Here is a 17,547-nt window from a genome sequence, read left to right as displayed (position 1 = left end):
CCCCGTCCTCGCAGGTTGTAAAAGGTTTTATACGGCAGGTCTCCTGACTTAAATTCATCTTACTTACAGCCCTTCCCAAAGAAAAATCTTTAGTGGTAATATGCTGCTTTCATCATTCTTACAGTGGCGGGACCGTGTGAGAATTACACTCATCTTCCCTATTAATCATTTTCATGAACCGTAAAAACTTCTATTCTATTTTTAGTATACATAAACTTTCATACTCTAGTCAAATTATATTTTTCTTACATAAGACAAAATTTCAACTGACTTTCTTGAAAGCTCAAAACTATTTATTTTAGATTCTATTTCTCCTTTTTTTATTAGAGAAATAAATTCTTTAAGCTCATAAATCATCTGATTTTTTTCCTGAACACATGAGATATCTTCTTTCTCTCCGTTTCTCGGAATAATTTCAACTTTATCAGCAGTTGAAATGTGATTTATAACAATACTTCCTTTTTCTCCTAAAATTTCACTTGGAATATTAGTTTCAGTTATTTTTGAATAAATAACTGAAGCTATTTTATCTCCATAATTTAAAATTATATTACCTGCTCCATCAACCCCAGAACTTAAAAAAATATTACTTCCTGTATATGATTTTGGAATTCCAAAAAGTGACAGAACAAAATAAAGTGGATACACTCCTATATCAAAAGCTGATCCCCCATCAAACTCAGGATTAAAAACATTTGTCACTTCTCCTTTTTTCAAAAGGTCATATCTTGAAGAATATTGACAGAAATTTGCAGTTATATTTCTTATATCTCCAATTCTTCCTATATTTTCTCTCACTGCTTGAATGTTTGGAAGAAAAGTTGTTTTCATTGCCTCCATTAATGTTACATTATTTTCTTCTGCAATAGCTGTCATCTTATCAAAATCTTCAACTTTTGTTGCTATAGGTTTTTCACAAATAACATGTTTTTTATTTTTTAAACATAAAATTGACTGACTGCTATGAAGTGAATTAGGTGATCCTACATAAACAGCATCTATCTCTTCTGATTCTGCCATTTTCTCCAGATCTGTAAATATTCTACAGTTTTCTATATTATACTTTTTTACAAATTCTTCAGCTGTCTCCCTTTTTCTTGAATAAACTGCTTTTACTTCAGCACCTTCTGTTATTTTTATTGCTTCTATAAAATCTCCACTTATCCAATTTGTACCTATAATCCCAAATCTTACCATATAACATCACCCTTCTTTAAAAATATATCTTTTAAAATATATTATCACAGTAAAAAAATTTATTAAAGATTTATTCTTTTATTTTACAAATATTTAATATTTTTTTCAAAAACATGATAAAATATCTTTAAAGATATGAAAAATCTATTTATTGTTGCAAGGAGGATAAGATGAAAAAAGTTTTGACTATAGCTGGTTCTGATTCTTGTGGAGGAGCAGGAATACAAGCAGACTTAAAAGCAATGAGTGCAATGGGAGTATACGGTATGAGTGTTATTACAGCTGTAACTGCTCAAAATACTATGGGAGTTTTCGGAGTTCAGGAAATCTCAAAAGATATAATAGAACAACAAATAAAAGTAATATTTGAAGATATAGAAGTTGACAGTGTTAAAATTGGGATGCTTTCAAGCAGTGAAATAATAAGAACTATTGGAGAGGCTCTTAAAAAATATAATGCTAAAAATATTGTTATTGATCCTGTAATGGTTTCAAAAAGTGAATATAAATTATTAAAAGATGAGGCTATTGAAGAACTAAAAAAATTTATCTCTCTTGGAGAACTTGTAACTCCAAATATACCTGAAGGAGAAATTCTTGCAGGAATGGAAATCAAAAATGAAGATGATATGATAGAAGCTTCAAAAAGAATTCAAAAACTTGGAGCTAAAAATGTTCTTATGAAAGGTGGACACAGACTTGATAACTGTACTGATGTTCTTCTTCTTGCTGACGGAAAAGTTGTTAAATTCCCTGGTGTAAGAATTGACACTAAAAATACACATGGAACAGGATGCACACTTTCATCAACTATTGCTTCTCTTATAGGAAAAGGACACTCTGTTGAGGAAGCTGTAAGATTAGGAAAAGAATATATCACTGAAGCTATCAGAAATTCTTTCCCTATAGGACATGGAGTAGGTCCTGTAGGACATTTTGTAGACTTATATAAGAAAGCTGGAGTCAAATATGAATAAGATAGATTACTCTCTTTATCTTGTTACTGACAGAGATATTCTTGGAAACAGAAATCTTTATAAAGCTGTTGAAGACAGTATAAAAGGAGGAGCAACTGTTATTCAGCTGAGAGAAAAATTTATAAATGATGAAAAGTTTCTTGAGATTGCAAAAGAACTTCAAAAAGTTACTAAAAAATATAATATTCCCTTAATCATAAATGATAATGTTAAAATTGCAAAAGAAATTGATGCTGAGGGAGTTCATATAGGTCAAAGCGATGAATCTTTGGAAGAAGCAAGAAAAATACTTGGAAAAGATAAAATAATAGGAGTTTCTGTAGGAAGTGTTGAGGAAGCTCTTAAAGCTGAAGCAGGAGGAGCTGATTATCTTGGAATAGGAACTGTTTTTTATACAGGAAGTAAAAAAGATATAAATGAGCCTCTTGGACTTAAAAATTTAGAAATTATAGCTCATAGTGTGAAAATTCCAAGTGTTGCCATAGGAGGAATACATCTTGATAATATAAAAGAAGTTATGAAAACTGGAGTCTGTGGTGTTGCTGTAATATCTGAAATACTTGGAAAAGAGGATATTGAAAAGGCTTCAAAAACTTTACTTTCTTTTATAAAATAATACAGGAGGCAAAAATGGAATTTGAAAGAGAACAGCTTGGAAATGTTATTACAAGCATAAGAGAAAAACAACCTATTGTTTTTCATATTACAAATACAGTTACAATAAACGATTGTGCAAATATTACCCTTGCAGTAGGAGCTTCTCCTCTTATGTCTTTTTGTGAAGAGGAATTTGAAGATATTCTTTCTTTTGCTTCATCACTTGTTATTAATATAGGAACAATGGATAAACAAATGAGAGAAAGTGTTGTTAAAGCAGGACAAATTGCAAATAAACTTGGAAAACCTGTTATTCTTGATCCTGTTGGAGCAGGAGCAACAAAAGCAAGAAAAGAACTTGTTGAAAAACTTCTTGCAGGTGTACATTTTGCAGTTATAAAAGGAAATATGGCTGAAATTAAATCTATATATGGAATTCAAAACTCTGAAAACAGAGGTGTAGATTCAGCTGAAGATTTAGAAAATGGAGCTGAAATAGCAAAAGCTCTTGCTAAAAGATATGATACTGTCATTGCTGTTACTGGAAAGCAAGACATTGTAAGTGATGGACACAGAGTTGCAAAAATTAATAATGGTACTCCTATTCTTGCAAAAGTTACAGGAACTGGATGTATGACTGCTTCTCTTGTTGGAAGTGCCTGTGGAGCTGTAAGAGATTATTTTACAGCAGCTGCAGCTGCTGTTGCTATGATGGGAATAGCAGGAGAAAAAGCTGAAGAACATTATTCTGTAGGAAGTGGAAACGGAACTATAAGAACTGAAATTCTTGATACAATTTGTAATATGACAGCAGATAGATTTATGGAAAGTGAAAATATAGAACTTTCATAAAAATTTTATAAAAATAAAAAATACAGCAAAGTCAAAAAATAATTTTCAGATTTGAAGTTTTATTTTTTGACTTTCTATTTTTTTGTTTGAAAAAAGTAAAAAATGATCATAAAAAACCACGATTTTAATATTTTTTAACTAAGTTAAATTTTTATTTGACTCTTTCAAAAAACATTGATATACTTAGCTTGTTTGAAAAATATATTTTTTGGTGTGTTTATTTTATTAAAAATTTTTAATAAAATAAACCTGTCAAAAAACATTTTTAAACACTCTATACAATTTACCAAATATTTTGATATTTTCTACTTACATAATCTTACATAGTTTATTTTATCAGATAACTTATCTGATTTTTTTACTTACAATTTTTTTAGGAGGAATATATGAAAAAGAAATTTTCACTTTTATTACTAAGCTTTATTTTTATTACTGAAACTACATTATCAATAGGTACTGAATTAGAAAATCTTGGACCATCTTCAAAAGTTACTCAACATAAACCAAGTAAATGGATATTTTTTCCATCATCTAAACTATTATCCAATGATCTTACAAATACTCAAAATGTTGTAAACAGTCATTCTGATCTTATTGATAAACATACTGAATTTCTTACTGATATAAATTCAAAAGCTCAAGAGCTTGAAAATAAAGTAACAGAACATGAAAAAAATGTAAAAACTGCTACTGAAAATATAAATAATATTAATTCTAAATTAGAAAATATTAATATAAAAATTGAAAGCAATCAAAAAAATATTATTTCAAATACTTCAAATATTTCTACAAATTCTCAAAATATCCAAAAGAATAATAACACTATTCAAGAAAATACAAAAAAAATTAATCTTATTTCTAACGACATTAAAGCCATAAAAGAAAATGAAAATAATATTGAAAAAAACTCTAAATTTATTTCTACAAATTCTGAAAATATAAAAAAAGAAATTGATGACAGGCAAAAATCTGAAAGTGTTATCAATAATAAAATATCTTCAAATACTGTAAGTATTTCTAATAATACTAAAAGCATTGAAGAAAATAGTAATAAAATTACTAAAAATTCTACTGCTATTAATGAAATTCGTGAAAAAAATATTTCTAATAATAAAAAAATCTCTGATAATTCTGATGCTATTGCAAGTAACAGCAAGAAAATTACAGAAAATGAAAAAAATATAAAAAATATAGCTAGTCTTCAAAGTCAAACATCTGTACACACACAAACACTTACAGATCATGAAGAAAGAATTTCTGCTCAAGAAGCTGAAATAATGAATAACAGAGCAAAACTAGAAGACCTTGATGAAAGAGTTTCTAACCTTGATAATAAAGTAAACAGAGGAATGTCATTAATGGCTGCTATGACAGCTATTGATTTTCAAGATGTCAGACCTGGTGAAATAGGTATAGGAGCTGGAGTGGGACATTTTGAAAACAGTCAGGGAGTTGCCTTAGGAATAGCTTTTTCTCCTGCTGAAAATATTAAATTAAATGCTAAATATTCTGTCTCTACAGATGATGTTAAAACTTCATCTATAGGTGTTGGGGGATCTGTAAGATTTAAAATTAGATAAGCATTATAAAAAGGGACTGTTGATTTTTAAAATTTATAACAGTCCCTTTATAATTATTTTTTATTTATAGGAAATGCAATGCTTCATCTATATTCTTACGACCGAAAAATATTCCTCTATCGTTTACAACCATTGCTGGAACACTCATGATTTCATGTTTTTCTTTAAAATCTCTGAATGTTAAAACATCTATTATTTCAACTTGTATATTTTTATTTTCTGCTGCTATTCTCTGCACTGACTGAACAGTCTCAGGACAATTACTACAGCTTAAAGAAACACCAATTTTTACATTTATAGGTCTTTTTATTGCTGAAATTTTTTCAAGAGTCTCTGAAGAAAGTTTCTGACCAGGCCCTGCAACATTGTACATTGCAAGAATAAAAGAGTTCAGTTCATGTCCTCCAGGAACTGTTGAATATTTTATTCCTGAAAAGTCTCCATTTTTATCAAGAATTGCTATTGTAGGGAATCTTTCTACATTAACAGCCTTTTCAAGTTCAGGATTTTCTCCTTTTTCATATAATGAAAATTTTATTTTTTCAGATACTGATGCTATATCTTTTATAGCAATTTCCATTTCAAAAGATTTTTCAAATGAAGAATCTTTTAAAAGAACAAGTTCAATATTATTTTCAAATTTTGAAGCTATCTCTGCCAGCTGTTCCTTTAAAGTGCTGTTTAAAAACTCAGCTGACTTCTCAGGAGCTTTTGAAGTTTTTTCAGACATTTCTTTTTCTTCCTTTTTAATATTAAGTTTTTCTCTTAAATCAATTACATATTTTTCAATATTCATTGCAGCATCTGCACCATCAGCAACAGCAGTTACAACCTGCTTTAATTTCTTAGGTCTTATGTCCCCCACTGCATATACTCCTGGGACATTGGTCATAAGGTTTTCATCTGTAGGAATATATCCATAACTATCAAGTTCTACATGATTTTTAAATAATTTACTTTGAGGTTCATATCCTATAAAAACAAATATTCCAAAAGATTGTCCCTCTTCTGCTTTGTATTCAGAAATTTCACCAGTAATATTATTTTTAAATAGTGCTTTTCTAAGCTGTACATCTCCTGATGCTTCTAAAATTTCAGTATTAAATTTCACTTCAATCTTAGGGTTTTTTAGAACTTTTTCTGCAATAGATTTTGCACATGTAAATTCAGGCTCTCTTGCTATTACAATTACTTTTTTTGCATATTTTGTTAAAAATATTGCTTCTTCTGCTGCAGCAAAACCTGCTCCTATTACAAAAACATCAAGTCCTGTAAAAAATTCTCCATCACAAGTTGCACAATAAGCTACACCTCTTCCTGTAAATTCTTCTTCTCCTGGAAATCCTAATTTTCTTGGAGAAGCTCCTGTTGCTATTGCTACTGAAAAAGCTCTATATTCTTTTGACTTTGTTTTTATAGTTTTTATTTCTTTGGTTAAATCCATATCAATAACTTCATCATTAAGAAAATTAACACCAAAGCCTAAAGCTTGTTTTTTTAATTCTTCTCCAAATTTTTCTCCACTTGTTTCTATTATTCCTGGATAGTTTACAACTTCACTTGTAAGATTTATCTGTCCTCCTGCTCTGTCCTTTTCTATAACAAGAACATCAAGCATAGCTCTTCCAGCGTAGATACCTGCAGTAAGTCCTGCAGGTCCTCCACCTATAACTATTAAATCATATATTTTCTTATTCATAGCAATCTCTCCTTATATACAGAGAATTATAATTTACCTACTAAATCAATAGAAGGTTTTATTGTCTCGCTTCCTGGTCTCCATTTAGCAGGACAAACTTCTCCGTGTTCTGCAACAAATTTTGCAGCCTGTAATTTTCTAAGAAGTTCTGATGCTTCTCTTCCTATTCCAGTATCATGTACTTCATAAGCAACAATAACACCTTCTGGATTAATTACAAAACTTCCTCTTAAAGCTAATCCTTCTTCTTCAATCATAACTTCAAAATCTCTTGAAAGTTTTCCTGTAGGATCTGCAAGCATAGGGAACTTAATTTTATTTATTCTTTCTGAAGTATCATGCCATGCTTTGTGTACAAAATGAGTATCTGTAGAAACAGAATACACTTCACATCCCTCTGCTTTAAATTTATCATAATGCTCTGCTAAATCTTCAAGTTCTGTAGGGCATACAAATGTAAAATCTGCTGGATAGAATACAAATACATTCCATTTTCCTTTTAAATCTTCACTTGTTATTTGTTTAAACTCACCGTTATGGTAAGACATAGTTTTAAATTCATTTACTTTTTTTCCAATTAATGACATATTATTTCCTCCTTATTTTATTCAAATTTATATATTTTGAATTCATTTTTATTTTGGTTTTCTTATATTTTGATTATATAATTTATTATAAAAATTGTCAAGAATTTTTAAATACTTTTTTTGTATTTTATTAATATAAAAAAATTCAGATATACTCTTTTGACATCTGAATTTCCTAAATAGTTATTTTTTTATCATGGTGCAGAAGAAGAGACTTGAACTCTCACAGGATAATTCCTACTGCCGCCTGAAGACAGCGCGTCTACCATTTCGCCACTTCTGCACGATTTACAAAATGATTATATACCTTTTTTATTTTTATTTCTACCTTTTTTTTATTTATTATTTCTAAAAAAACAGAGTGCATTTAAGATAAATGCACCCTTAGTTTTTTAATATTTAGTAAGAATATGTCTCACTGCAAGTATTCCCATTACAGCAGCAATATTAAGTCCGCTTCCATAACCTGAACTGTCTCCTGCAGCATAAAGTCCTTCTATATTTGTCATCATATTTTTATCTATTTCCATTCTTGTACTTCTGAATTTTATTTCAGGAAAGTAAAGAAGAAGATCTGCTGAAGCAAATCCAGGAGTAATCTTATCATGTGCCTCAATAAATTCCATTATATTATCAAGAATTCTCTTAGGACAAGCAAGAGAAATATCTCCTGCAACATAATCTGTTGTTGTTGGGACTATATTTAATCTTTCTAGTTTTTCATCTGTTGAACGCTTTCCTTCTTTTAAATCTCCATAAGATTGAAGAAGAAGTTTTCCTCCTGTAAGCATTGATGAAAGATTTGCAATGGCTGTTGCATATTCAAAAGGCTTATCAAAAGGTTTTGTAAATGTTTTTGTACATAGAAGAGCAAGATTTGTATTTGTAGATTTTTTATCTTTATATGCATGACCATTTGCAAGGATAACATCATCTGCATGTTTTTCTGCTGCTATGAATCCACTTGGATTGCTGCAGAAAGTTCTCATCTTGTCTTTATATGTTTTTGTATAATAAATCATTTTTGCTTCATAGAAGTTTTTATTGATATCCTTCATTATGATATCAGGAATTTCTACTCTTACACCAATATCAATAGCTCCGTCCTGATAATTTACTCCATATTTATGGCATAAATCCATAACCTTATGAGCTCCGCTTCTTCCCATTCCAAGAACAACATTATCTGAATAATATTCTTCCATCTGACCTTTATAAGAAACTTTTACTCCTTTTATTTTTCCATCTTCTATAATAAGTTCTTCAGCTTCTCTCTCAACTGCAAATTCTACACCTTTAGCTAATAGATGATCTACAAGCATTGTATAAAGTTTTCTTGATCCATCTGTTCCAAGGTGCATTGTAGGAGTATCTACAAGCTGTATTCCATGTTCAATACATCTTCTTTTTATTTCTTCCATTGTTGAATTGTATTTCAATCCACTTGGTTCTTCATTAAATCCAAATTTTCTGTATACATCAACAACATCTTTTATTGTCTGATTTACAATCTCTTTTCCTGTTACAGTATGAACATCTCCACCAACTTTATAATCCATATTAAATTTTGAATCTGAAAATGCTCCTGCTCCACTCACTCCATAAATAATAGCACATGTAGGACAATTTACACATTTTCCAAGTGTTTCTTTAGGGCATACTCTATTTTTCAGCATTTTTCCCTTATCAATTACAAGAATTTTAAGCTGACTGTTTTTTTCTGCTGCTTCATAAGCACCAAATATTCCAGCCTGACCTCCCCCAAGAAAAATTATGTCATATTTCATTAGTTTCCTCCGAATTAAATTAGATTGTCTTTTTAAACACCAAAAAGTATTTTATCATACATTATACATTTTGACAAACTTTATTATTTCAACCTTCTGCAAAAAACTTGTTTACTGTTCACTCCAGTCAACTCCCTGAAAATATGTATTAGGTTTAAGATTTGCATGAATCTCTCCTGTTTGTCCTGTATAATCATAATTCCAGCCTGCAAGTCCATTTATTTTTTTAAAATCATTATTGTCAAAAACTCTGTTATTGTAATAAACTCCCTCTGCTGACTGTGTAGGAGCTATTTTATTTTTTTTATATATATCTGCAAAAGAAATTTTTCTTCCTTTTTCATCAACATAATCAAGTATTCTTAAATTATCACATGCTCCTGGTCTGCTAAGTTCAGGATATTTTCCTGTTAGCTGATAATATTCCTCTAAGGCCATTCTCAGTTCTTTTAAATCTTTCTGAACTGTCTCAGCTTTTTTAAGATACTTTAAATCACTTATATTTGGAATTACTGCATAAAAAACAAGAAGGGCAATAATCACCATAATTATTACAAGTTCTGTTATAATTGCTATTCCCTTATTTTTTTCTCTGTTTTCCATTTGGTTTTCACCTATCTTTTAGGTTTTATAAAAGCTTCTCTTATTATTATTTCTCCTTTTTCAGGATAAGTTATTTCAAGTTCAAGAGGTCCTCTTTTTACAGAAACCCATCCTAAACCTTTAAATACAAGTTCTTCTCCTGACTCAACAGTAAATTTTTCTGTTACTATTTTTTCTTTTTTATACTTATCTGCACATTTTTCACAAGGAGGAGAAAATAAATCTGTTCTTCCTTCTTTTTCCATTTCAGCAGCTTTCTCAGGATTTGTATCATGATATGTTACATTTTTTGAAGCATAAACAGAAAATATTGGTTTAAGTTCTCCATTGCTTACAACTTTCATTTTAACCATTCCACCAATAAAAATTACTCTGTCTTTTCCTTCTTTATATGTTTTTCTTGAAATTTCTCCTGAAGGAACAATATCAAGGTTACATTTTTCACATACCAAATCTGAAAATCTTCCTTGAGGAATAAGACCTGGAGTATCTATAAGAGTAATATTTGCATTAGTCAAAGATTTTTTTGAACTTTTTAAAGTTGTTCCAGGGTATTTTGATTCTGTTGCAACACTTTTTCCCATAAGTCTATTTATTATACTTGATTTTCCAACATTTGTTACACCAAGAACTATAGCTTTTGCTCCATTAGGATAGAAATAATTTATCTTTTTAAAAATTCCACTTATACCATATCCTTTTTTACTGCTTACTATAGCCACATCAAGAGGAGCTATTCCTTCTTCTCCAAGTCTTTCCTTTACCCAGTCTGCTACTTCTGAAGGATGTTTTTCATCTGGAATAAGATCTATTTTGTTTACAACAACTATTGAATCCATTTCTCTTAAAACATCTAAAATTTCATCATCAAAAGAACCTTCAAAATCTATAATATCAAAAACAGCTATTGCTACATCAGCTTCAGGAAGTGATTTTTTTACTTCCTGTCTGTAGTCATCTCTTGTCATTTCAACAGGAATATATTCTCCATAATTTTTTATTTTAAAACATCTTTGACAATAAAGTTCATTACTGTCTCCATCAAGGACTGACTGAGGAAGGTAACCTTTTTTATTTTTATCTTCTCCCTGCAGTTCAATACCACATCCTATACATTTTTTTGCCATTTATTCCTCCATTTATATTTTTTCAACAGATATATTAGAATTTGTATATATACATATTGATGATGCTATCTTCATTGCTTCTTCTGCTATTTTTTCAGCATTCATTTCTGTATGAAGAAGAAGTGCTTTAGCAGCTGCATAAGCATAACTTCCTCCACTTCCTATTGCAGTTACATCTTCATCAGGTTCAATTATATCTCCATTTCCTGAAAGTACAAGAATATTTTCCTTATCTGCAACAATAAGCATTGCATCAAGAACTCTTAATGCCTTATCATTTCTCCATTCTTTTGCAAGTTCAACTGCTGCTTTTTTTAAATTTCCTTTGTAAGCTTCCAAATGATCTTCAAATTTTTCAAAAAGAGCAAAAGCATCAGCTGCTCCTCCTGCAAATCCTGTAAGAACATTATAATCTTTTATCTTTCTTATTTTTTTTGCTTTTGATTTAAATACTGTATCTCCAAAAGTAACCTGACCATCACCAGCTATTGCTACATCATTTCCTCTTTTTACAGCTACAATAGTTGTCGCCTTTATCTTATCCATTTTTTCTCCTATTTTTAGTCTTCAAGCATTCTAAGACTCTTTAATATCGTTGGTTTTTTTATAATTTCTTGATACATCTTCGTTGTTTCTATATTAAGATGTCCTAAAAGTTCTTTTAAAAAGAATATATCCATTCCATGTGAAAGCATATATGCTCCAAATGTATGACGGAAACTATAAGGGCTTATCTCTCTTGTTATACCTGCTGCCGCTGCATATCTGTCTATAAGCCTTCTTAAAGAACGGTCACTTATTCTCCCTGCTGAGTTATTTACAAAAAGAATATCGGGATTATATCTTTCTTTAAATTTTTCTTTTTTAGCTTCTACATATCTTTTAAAATATTCTCTGGCTGTTTCACTGAAAAAAACAACTCTGCTGTTTTTTCCACTGCTTACGACCATCTCTCTTTCTTCAAGATTAAAAACATTTTCCCCAAGAGAAAGAAGTTCCTGAGAAGTTATTCCTGAAGAAAAAAGAAGCTCTATTATAAGTCTGTCTCTTAATCCACTGCACTTTCTTGTATCAATAATATCTCTTAATTTTTGAATTTCATCAAGAGAAAGAATATCAGGTGTTTCTACCTGAAAGCTTGGAGCTGATACTGTCTGTGTAGGATCTATCTTTATTATTCCATTTTTTTTAAGATATCTGAAAAAAGTTTTTACAGATGAAAGCTTCCTGCTCAAAGATCTTTTCCCTATATTATCTTTCTGCATTTTTACAAGAAATCCTCTTATCATTATAGGAGAAATCTTTGTTATATCTTCTAAGTCTTTTTCTTCTGCAAGATATTCAAGGAGCTGTTCTAAATCTTTTTTTATGGATATTATGGTATTTCTGCTCTTTTCTTCACTAAATTCCGAGTAGAACAGAAACTCTTTTATATATTTTTCAAATAAAGTGAAGTCCATAATTTCTCCTTTTTATTTTAATTTTTCTTCAAGATATTCTAAAGCAATATTTGAAATTTTATTGTATCTTTCTTTTTTATCTCTTATTTTAGGACCTTCTAAAGCTCTTATCATTCCAAAGTTTGGCCCCATAGGCTGAAAATCATCTTTTTCCTCAGTTATATATTTAATCATAGAACCTACTGCACTTCTGTCATCTAAAATAAAAGGAGGAAGTTCCATTATTTTATTATACATATTAATTCCTGCAATCATTCCTGTTGCCATAGCAGCAACATAACCTTCTCCTCCTGTTATTTGTCCTGCAAAGAAAATATTTTCATTTTCTTTCATATTAAGCATAGGAGTAAGAAGTTTTGTAGAATTTATAAAAGTATTTCTATGCATAACTCCATATCTTATAAACTCTGCATTTTCAAGACCTGGTATCATAGAAAAAACTCTTTTCTGTTCTCCAAATTTAAGATTTGTCTGAAATCCTACTATATTATATAATCTTCCCTCTTTATCATCTTGTCTTAACTGAACTACTGCATAATCTCTTTTTCCTGTTCTTGGATTAGTAAGCCCTTTAGGTTTTAAAGGTCCAAAAAGAAGAGTTTTTTCTCCTCTTCCTGCTATTCTTTCAACAGGCATACATCCTTCAAAGAGTTTTTCCTCTTCAAATTTTTTAAGAGGAGCTCTTTCGGCTGTTATAAGATTTTCATAAAATTTTTTATATTCCTCTTCATTCATAGGGCAGTTTATATATTCTCCATCTCCTTTGTCATAACGAGACTGAAAATATACTTTTTCCATATCTATTGATTCAAGAGTTACAATAGGAGCAGCTGCATCATAAAAATATAGATAATCTGCATGAGTAAGCTCCTGAATTTTTTTTGAAAGAGTTTCTGATGTAAGAGGCCCACTTGCAATAAGAATCATCTTATCTTCTGGGATTTCTGTTATCTCTTCATTTATAACTTCTATATTAGAATGATTTTTTAAAATCTCTGTTATCTTTCCTGAAAATCCTTCTCTGTCCACTGCAAGAGCCTGTCCTGCAGGAACTCTGCATTCATCAGCAACCTTTACAAGAAGAGAACCCATTCTTCTAAGCTCTTCTTTCATAAGTCCTGAAGCATTTCCAAGATGATCTCCACCAAGAGAATTACTGCATACAAGTTCTGCAAAATTTTCTGTTTTATGTGCTTCTGTGCTTTTAAGAGGTCTCATCTCATAAAGTTTTACTTTTATTCCTCTCTCTGCCAGCTGATATGCTGCCTCACTTCCAGCTAGTCCAGCTCCGATTATTATTACTTCTTTATTCATTAAAATTAAAGACAGCTGAAAATAGTTATAAAACTTCAGCTTCTTTTTCCTCCTCTTTATCTAAAAATTTTCAATATTCATTCATTTTATTATACTATATTTTAATTTTTATAGGAAGTTTTTATACTTTTATTTCTTTATCTTCTTGTTAAAAAACATTTCTTATGATAAAATATGATTTCAGGATTCTCAGAGGAGGTATTATGGAAGTTATTAGTAAAAACAAACCTAAAGGAAAAGCATACTCAAAAATTAAAGCAAAAAGAAAACAAACAAGAATTTTACAAGAAAAAGCTATAAAACAAAGAACTGAAAATAAAAGAATAAATGCAGAAAATAGAAAAGCAAATCTTGAATACAGAGAATTTATGGACAGAGTATCTGAAGTTGAAATAGTTGAATTTAAAAAAAACATGCTTATTATTGATATAGATGGAGAACTTGAAAAAAGAGCTCTTCTTTTTGATAAAAGAAAAGTAAATAAAAAGAATCTTGCTCAGGAAATACTTGATTTCAAAATAAAACTTTTTGGTGAAGAAGTTTATTTAAGAAAACTTGGAAATTTTGAAGAAAAAAAAGAAGAACTTTTATTTGCTCTTGAAGAATTTATTGGTTAATTTTTATTAAAATAAAAAGGGTTGTTGCAAATTTATAAAAATAAAATTTTATCTTGTGAAAATATTTTTTATTTATATTGTTCGTTTCACTAAAAATGACAAACTCGTTTCACTCAGACAGTGTCATTTTTCAGCGTTCAACTCACTGCATAAATTACAAAAATATTTTCAATATTCTAAAATTTTATTTTTATAAAGCAGAAAATGTAACAGCCCTTTTATTTTTCTCCAAAACAAAGTGACTTCATCACATTGACATAAAATCTTTTCAGGAGTATAATTATAAAGCATGATATTTGATTATTTTTGTAAATAATATATTTAAATGAGGAGATGAAAAATTATGACTAATCATGGAACTAAACCTATGAGCGATCTTGACTTAAGGGTTAAAAGCAACATGGAAAAAATTAAACATAAAATAGTAGTCATGAGTGGTAAAGGTGGAGTAGGAAAATCTACAATGTCTACAAATATCGCTTATGGACTTGCAATGAAAGGATATACAGTAGGAATTGTGGATGCTGATATCCACGGACCTAACATAGCTTTAATGCTTGGAAAAGAAGGATATAAAATGCCTTCATTTGAACCTCTTTCTCTTCTTGATGGAAAACTTAAAGTTGTTTCTCTAAGTTTCTTCCTTCCTACATCAGATGATCCTGTTATTTGGAGAGGACCTGCAAAAATGGGAGCTATTCATCAGTTTTTAGGAGATATTAAATGGGGAGAACTTGATTATCTTGTTGTAGACCTTCCACCTGGAACAGGAGATGAACCTCTTACAATGGCACAATCATTAGGAGATCTTGACGGAAGTGTTATTGTTACAACTCCTCAAGATGTTGCAATACTTGACTCAAGAAAATCTGTTAAATTCTCTCAAATGATAGGAATGCCTGTTCTTGGAATTATTGAAAATATGAGTGGATTTGTATGCCCTCACTGTGGAGAAAGAATTGATATATTTAAAACTGGTGGCGGAGAAAAAGCTGCTAAAGATTTAAATATTGAATTTTTAGGAAAAGTTCCTATGACTCCAAACATTGTTGAAGCAGGAGACAGTGGACATCCTTACATAGCTTCAGGAGAGAAAAATGCTGCTCATGAAGCAATGGAAAAAATCATCACAAGACTTATTGAAAAAACTTCTAAATACGAAGCATAAAAATTTAAAGCTGACTGTCTGAATATTTTCAGATAATCAGCTTTTTTATTTATTACTTTTATAAGTCTAAATTTTCTGTTCCAATGCTTAAAATTAAATCTGCCAATTCTGATTGATCTATAAGGCGAATATTTTTATTTGAATTCTTAGTATATTCCTTTGCTTGTTCCGAAAATTCTCCTGTTGTTATTGCCCAGTAAGCAGTTGTGTAATCATTTTCTGTATCTTTTTCACCATCATAAGTATCAAGTTGTTTTACTGCCCAATCACTTGTCTCTCCATCATGAAATTTTGCTTGAATATAGATAATATGTTTTAGTTTTTCAAATATTGCAATTACATCCACATCTGCATAGTTTTCTAAAGCATTTTCTTTATTATTTTTACTTGGAATATCAACTTTATCTGCACCTAATTTTATCATAAGGTTTGTTAAAAATTTTTCAAATTTATCTGGGGATAAACATTTTTTCAAAGCTTCTATTATGTTCTTTCTACTTCCTTCTTTTATAATTTCACTTAATATTAAAACTTCATTATTTAAAAAATTCTTTTTGCTTTCCTCTACTGAGTCTTTTAAGTCATTTATTATTAAAAAACCACTTCTTGCTTTTAATCTTGAAGTCAATGTTCCATCAGCAAATTTTTCACGAGATATTGCACTTTTTCCAGATGAGTTTTTTATTTTTTCAATTTTACGAACAAAACCTATGTCAGGATTATCCTCTTGATTAAAGCCACAACCACTTTTTATACTACTAAATAAAACAGGTTCGCTTTTAATCTCTGCAATATGAAAAGTTTTATAATCTGGAATAATAACTATATCTCCTATTTTCATTTCTAAAAATTTATGAAGCGTTCTATGCGATGCAATTTTTCTTCCATCAAGACTACAACCTGTTTTCTCTAAAGTTTTTCTTAATAATTTTTCTTTATCTTCACTATTTTTATAAATATTTAAATAGTCTCCATCATATGCCTCATTAAAAAAACTCCAACCTATTGTAATATAATTATAATCATAAAACAATTTGTTTGAAAATTCTCTTTCATAATTTAACATTCTTAACATATAATAATTTTTTTCCATTTAAAACTCCTCCTAATTTTATAATTTTATATTCTTGAGTATTTCCTTTAACGCACAAATTATAAAATTTCAGTTTTTTTAGGAAGTAATTTTATTTCTTTATCTGTATAATATATTTTTCCCTCTTTAAGTTTAAGCTGAACAGGATAAATTTCAACTCCTTTTTCCATTGCCATATAAAAAAGTTCTGAGAATTTTGGATCTGTTTCTTTATTTGGAGAAAAATCATCTGAATCTCTGAAAACAAGAAGGAGAACTCCTGCTCTGTCACCTTTTTCCTTAAGTTCCATAAGTGTTTCCAAATGCTTACAAGCTCTTGTGCTCGGTGCATCAGGAAAAATTGCATGCTTATTCTCTGAAAGTGAAACACCTTTTACTTCTATCCATATTTTTTCACCATTTTTTTCAACTAAATAATCAAGCCTACTGTGTCCATATTTCACTTCTGCTCTTACACTATCTGCCTTTCCAAGAGGAGAAATTTCTCCGTCTCTTAAAATGTTTTCTGATATATATCTATGAAATGATGAGTTTAAAAGAATATCCTCTCCATCTTCTGCCTTTGCAGAAATTAAATCCCATTCTGTTTTTCTCTTTGAAATATCTTTTGCTTTCCTTAAAGAGATAGTATTTCCTTTATATAAAAGTTCTTTTATCCTTCCTGAATCATGAACATGAGCTGTAACTTTTCTCCCATCAGAAAGTTCTGCTTCACAAATAAATCTATTTGGTCTTTCTAAAAATTTTCCTGTTTCATTTATCTCTATTTTATAAATTTCTTTTTCCATTCCTTTTTTCTCCTTAATTTAGATAATTAAATATTAAATAAAATTTATGATATTAAAAATATCTGCGTAATTTATACTGTGAGCTGAACGCTAAAAAATGA

Annotated in this window: 17 protein-coding genes, 1 tRNA gene and 1 riboswitch; of the genes, 6 read left to right on the top strand and 12 right to left on the bottom strand. The window is 29.6% G+C overall.

Annotated features, from left to right (window positions below; all coding sequences use genetic code 11):
- Nucleotides 1-15 precede the first annotated feature (15 nt).
- A riboswitch (cobalamin riboswitch) is annotated at nucleotides 16-198 on the bottom strand.
- Nucleotides 199-234: 36 nt separating this feature from the next.
- Nucleotides 235-1,197, bottom strand: coding sequence for a Gfo/Idh/MocA family protein (locus I6E17_RS01355; protein WP_235235049.1), 963 nt, complete (start codon nucleotides 1,195-1,197; stop codon nucleotides 235-237).
- Between the two features lie 170 nt (nucleotides 1,198-1,367).
- On the opposite strand from I6E17_RS01355, the gene thiD reads away from it, so the two are divergent.
- The 4 genes from thiD (at nucleotide 1,368) to I6E17_RS01335 (ending at nucleotide 5,203) form a co-directional block, all read left to right on the top strand.
- Nucleotides 1,368-2,174 carry a bifunctional hydroxymethylpyrimidine kinase/phosphomethylpyrimidine kinase gene (gene thiD, locus I6E17_RS01350; RefSeq protein WP_176829148.1) on the top strand — a complete coding sequence of 269 codons (807 nt, stop codon included), beginning with the start codon at nucleotides 1,368-1,370 and terminating at the stop codon, nucleotides 2,172-2,174.
- Nucleotides 2,167-2,790 (top strand): thiamine phosphate synthase, encoded by a 624-nt coding sequence (thiE, locus tag I6E17_RS01345; RefSeq protein WP_176829147.1) that lies wholly within the window; start codon nucleotides 2,167-2,169, stop codon nucleotides 2,788-2,790. The genes thiD and thiE overlap by 8 nt, the downstream gene beginning before the upstream one ends.
- Nucleotides 2,791-2,804: 14 nt before the next feature.
- Nucleotides 2,805-3,623, top strand: coding sequence for a hydroxyethylthiazole kinase (gene thiM, locus I6E17_RS01340; protein WP_176829146.1), 819 nt, complete (start codon nucleotides 2,805-2,807; stop codon nucleotides 3,621-3,623).
- Nucleotides 3,624-4,009: 386 nt separating this feature from the next.
- Nucleotides 4,010-5,203, top strand: coding sequence for a YadA-like family protein (locus tag I6E17_RS01335; protein ID WP_235235048.1), 1,194 nt, complete (start codon nucleotides 4,010-4,012; stop codon nucleotides 5,201-5,203).
- Nucleotides 5,204-5,267: 64 nt separating this feature from the next.
- Here I6E17_RS01335 and I6E17_RS01330 read toward each other — a convergent pair whose 3' ends face one another.
- The 9 genes from I6E17_RS01330 to trmFO form a co-directional block, all read right to left on the bottom strand.
- Nucleotides 5,268-6,902, bottom strand: a complete 1,635-nt coding sequence (locus I6E17_RS01330; protein ID WP_235235047.1) for an FAD-dependent oxidoreductase — start codon at nucleotides 6,900-6,902, stop codon at nucleotides 5,268-5,270.
- A gap of 26 nt (nucleotides 6,903-6,928) precedes the next feature.
- Nucleotides 6,929-7,489 carry an alkyl hydroperoxide reductase subunit C gene (gene ahpC / locus I6E17_RS01325; protein ID WP_176829143.1) on the bottom strand — a complete coding sequence of 187 codons (561 nt, stop codon included), beginning with the start codon at nucleotides 7,487-7,489 and terminating at the stop codon, nucleotides 6,929-6,931.
- 197 nt (nucleotides 7,490-7,686) lie between these two features.
- Nucleotides 7,687-7,772 (bottom strand) — tRNA-Leu (locus I6E17_RS01320).
- A gap of 109 nt (nucleotides 7,773-7,881) precedes the next feature.
- On the bottom strand, nucleotides 7,882-9,276 hold the full coding sequence (locus I6E17_RS01315; RefSeq protein ID WP_176829142.1) for an NAD(P)/FAD-dependent oxidoreductase: 1,395 nt from the start codon (nucleotides 9,274-9,276) through the stop codon (nucleotides 7,882-7,884).
- 111 nt (nucleotides 9,277-9,387) lie between these two features.
- On the bottom strand, nucleotides 9,388-9,879 hold the full coding sequence (locus I6E17_RS01310; protein WP_176829141.1) for a type II secretion system protein: 492 nt from the start codon (nucleotides 9,877-9,879) through the stop codon (nucleotides 9,388-9,390).
- A gap of 11 nt (nucleotides 9,880-9,890) precedes the next feature.
- Nucleotides 9,891-11,006 (bottom strand): ribosome biogenesis GTPase YqeH, encoded by a 1,116-nt coding sequence (gene yqeH / locus I6E17_RS01305; RefSeq protein ID WP_176829140.1) that lies wholly within the window; start codon nucleotides 11,004-11,006, stop codon nucleotides 9,891-9,893.
- Between the two features lie 12 nt (nucleotides 11,007-11,018).
- Nucleotides 11,019-11,552 carry an ATP-dependent protease subunit HslV gene (hslV, locus tag I6E17_RS01300; RefSeq protein WP_176829139.1) on the bottom strand — a complete coding sequence of 178 codons (534 nt, stop codon included), beginning with the start codon at nucleotides 11,550-11,552 and terminating at the stop codon, nucleotides 11,019-11,021.
- A 14-nt stretch (nucleotides 11,553-11,566) separates the two neighbouring features.
- On the bottom strand, nucleotides 11,567-12,466 hold the full coding sequence (locus I6E17_RS01295; protein WP_235235046.1) for a tyrosine-type recombinase/integrase: 900 nt from the start codon (nucleotides 12,464-12,466) through the stop codon (nucleotides 11,567-11,569).
- A 12-nt stretch (nucleotides 12,467-12,478) separates the two neighbouring features.
- The gene (gene trmFO, locus I6E17_RS01290; RefSeq protein ID WP_235235045.1) at nucleotides 12,479-13,780 is read right to left on the bottom strand and encodes a methylenetetrahydrofolate--tRNA-(uracil(54)-C(5))-methyltransferase (FADH(2)-oxidizing) TrmFO; all 1,302 of its coding nucleotides are present in this window, start codon (nucleotides 13,778-13,780) and stop codon (nucleotides 12,479-12,481) included.
- A 203-nt stretch (nucleotides 13,781-13,983) separates the two neighbouring features.
- Here trmFO and I6E17_RS01285 point away from each other — a divergent pair, with 203 nt between their 5' ends.
- On the top strand, nucleotides 13,984-14,397 hold the full coding sequence (locus I6E17_RS01285; protein ID WP_235235043.1) for a hypothetical protein: 414 nt from the start codon (nucleotides 13,984-13,986) through the stop codon (nucleotides 14,395-14,397).
- A 343-nt stretch (nucleotides 14,398-14,740) separates the two neighbouring features.
- Nucleotides 14,741-15,565, top strand: coding sequence for an Mrp/NBP35 family ATP-binding protein (locus I6E17_RS01280; RefSeq protein WP_235235042.1), 825 nt, complete (start codon nucleotides 14,741-14,743; stop codon nucleotides 15,563-15,565).
- 58 nt (nucleotides 15,566-15,623) lie between these two features.
- Here I6E17_RS01280 and I6E17_RS01275 read toward each other — a convergent pair whose 3' ends face one another.
- Entirely contained in the window at nucleotides 15,624-16,658 is a 1,035-nt protein-coding gene (locus I6E17_RS01275; protein WP_235235041.1) for a restriction endonuclease, read from the bottom strand.
- Nucleotides 16,659-16,717: 59 nt separating this feature from the next.
- Nucleotides 16,718-17,446 (bottom strand): DNA/RNA nuclease SfsA, encoded by a 729-nt coding sequence (gene sfsA / locus I6E17_RS01270; protein WP_235235040.1) that lies wholly within the window; start codon nucleotides 17,444-17,446, stop codon nucleotides 16,718-16,720.
- Between the last annotated feature and the right edge of the window lie 101 nt (nucleotides 17,447-17,547).

The organism is Fusobacterium perfoetens, from assembly GCF_021531595.1.
GTDB lineage: Bacteria > Fusobacteriota > Fusobacteriia > Fusobacteriales > Fusobacteriaceae > Fusobacterium_B.
The sequence above is the reverse complement of the archived record's forward strand: the minus strand, read 5'-3'. Positions and strand labels throughout refer to the sequence as shown.

What these genes read in the sequence shown, in the direction of transcription:
- I6E17_RS01355 (WP_235235049.1), bottom strand. Translation starts at nt 1,197, where the DNA reads ATGGTAAGATTTGGGATTATAGGTACAAATTGGATAAGTGGAGATTTT.
- thiD (WP_176829148.1), top strand. Translation starts at nt 1,368, where the DNA reads ATGAAAAAAGTTTTGACTATAGCTGGTTCTGATTCTTGTGGAGGAGCA.
- thiE (WP_176829147.1), top strand. Translation starts at nt 2,167, where the DNA reads ATGAATAAGATAGATTACTCTCTTTATCTTGTTACTGACAGAGATATT.
- thiM (WP_176829146.1), top strand. Translation starts at nt 2,805, where the DNA reads ATGGAATTTGAAAGAGAACAGCTTGGAAATGTTATTACAAGCATAAGA.
- I6E17_RS01335 (WP_235235048.1), top strand. Translation starts at nt 4,010, where the DNA reads ATGAAAAAGAAATTTTCACTTTTATTACTAAGCTTTATTTTTATTACT.
- I6E17_RS01330 (WP_235235047.1), bottom strand. Translation starts at nt 6,902, where the DNA reads ATGAATAAGAAAATATATGATTTAATAGTTATAGGTGGAGGACCTGCA.
- ahpC (WP_176829143.1), bottom strand. Translation starts at nt 7,489, where the DNA reads ATGTCATTAATTGGAAAAAAAGTAAATGAATTTAAAACTATGTCTTAC.
- I6E17_RS01315 (WP_176829142.1), bottom strand. Translation starts at nt 9,276, where the DNA reads ATGAAATATGACATAATTTTTCTTGGGGGAGGTCAGGCTGGAATATTT.
- I6E17_RS01310 (WP_176829141.1), bottom strand. Translation starts at nt 9,879, where the DNA reads ATGGAAAACAGAGAAAAAAATAAGGGAATAGCAATTATAACAGAACTT.
- yqeH (WP_176829140.1), bottom strand. Translation starts at nt 11,006, where the DNA reads ATGGCAAAAAAATGTATAGGATGTGGTATTGAACTGCAGGGAGAAGAT.
- hslV (WP_176829139.1), bottom strand. Translation starts at nt 11,552, where the DNA reads ATGGATAAGATAAAGGCGACAACTATTGTAGCTGTAAAAAGAGGAAAT.
- I6E17_RS01295 (WP_235235046.1), bottom strand. Translation starts at nt 12,466, where the DNA reads ATGGACTTCACTTTATTTGAAAAATATATAAAAGAGTTTCTGTTCTAC.
- trmFO (WP_235235045.1), bottom strand. Translation starts at nt 13,780, where the DNA reads ATGAATAAAGAAGTAATAATAATCGGAGCTGGACTAGCTGGAAGTGAG.
- I6E17_RS01285 (WP_235235043.1), top strand. Translation starts at nt 13,984, where the DNA reads ATGGAAGTTATTAGTAAAAACAAACCTAAAGGAAAAGCATACTCAAAA.
- I6E17_RS01280 (WP_235235042.1), top strand. Translation starts at nt 14,741, where the DNA reads ATGACTAATCATGGAACTAAACCTATGAGCGATCTTGACTTAAGGGTT.
- I6E17_RS01275 (WP_235235041.1), bottom strand. Translation starts at nt 16,658, where the DNA reads ATGGAAAAAAATTATTATATGTTAAGAATGTTAAATTATGAAAGAGAA.
- sfsA (WP_235235040.1), bottom strand. Translation starts at nt 17,446, where the DNA reads ATGGAAAAAGAAATTTATAAAATAGAGATAAATGAAACAGGAAAATTT.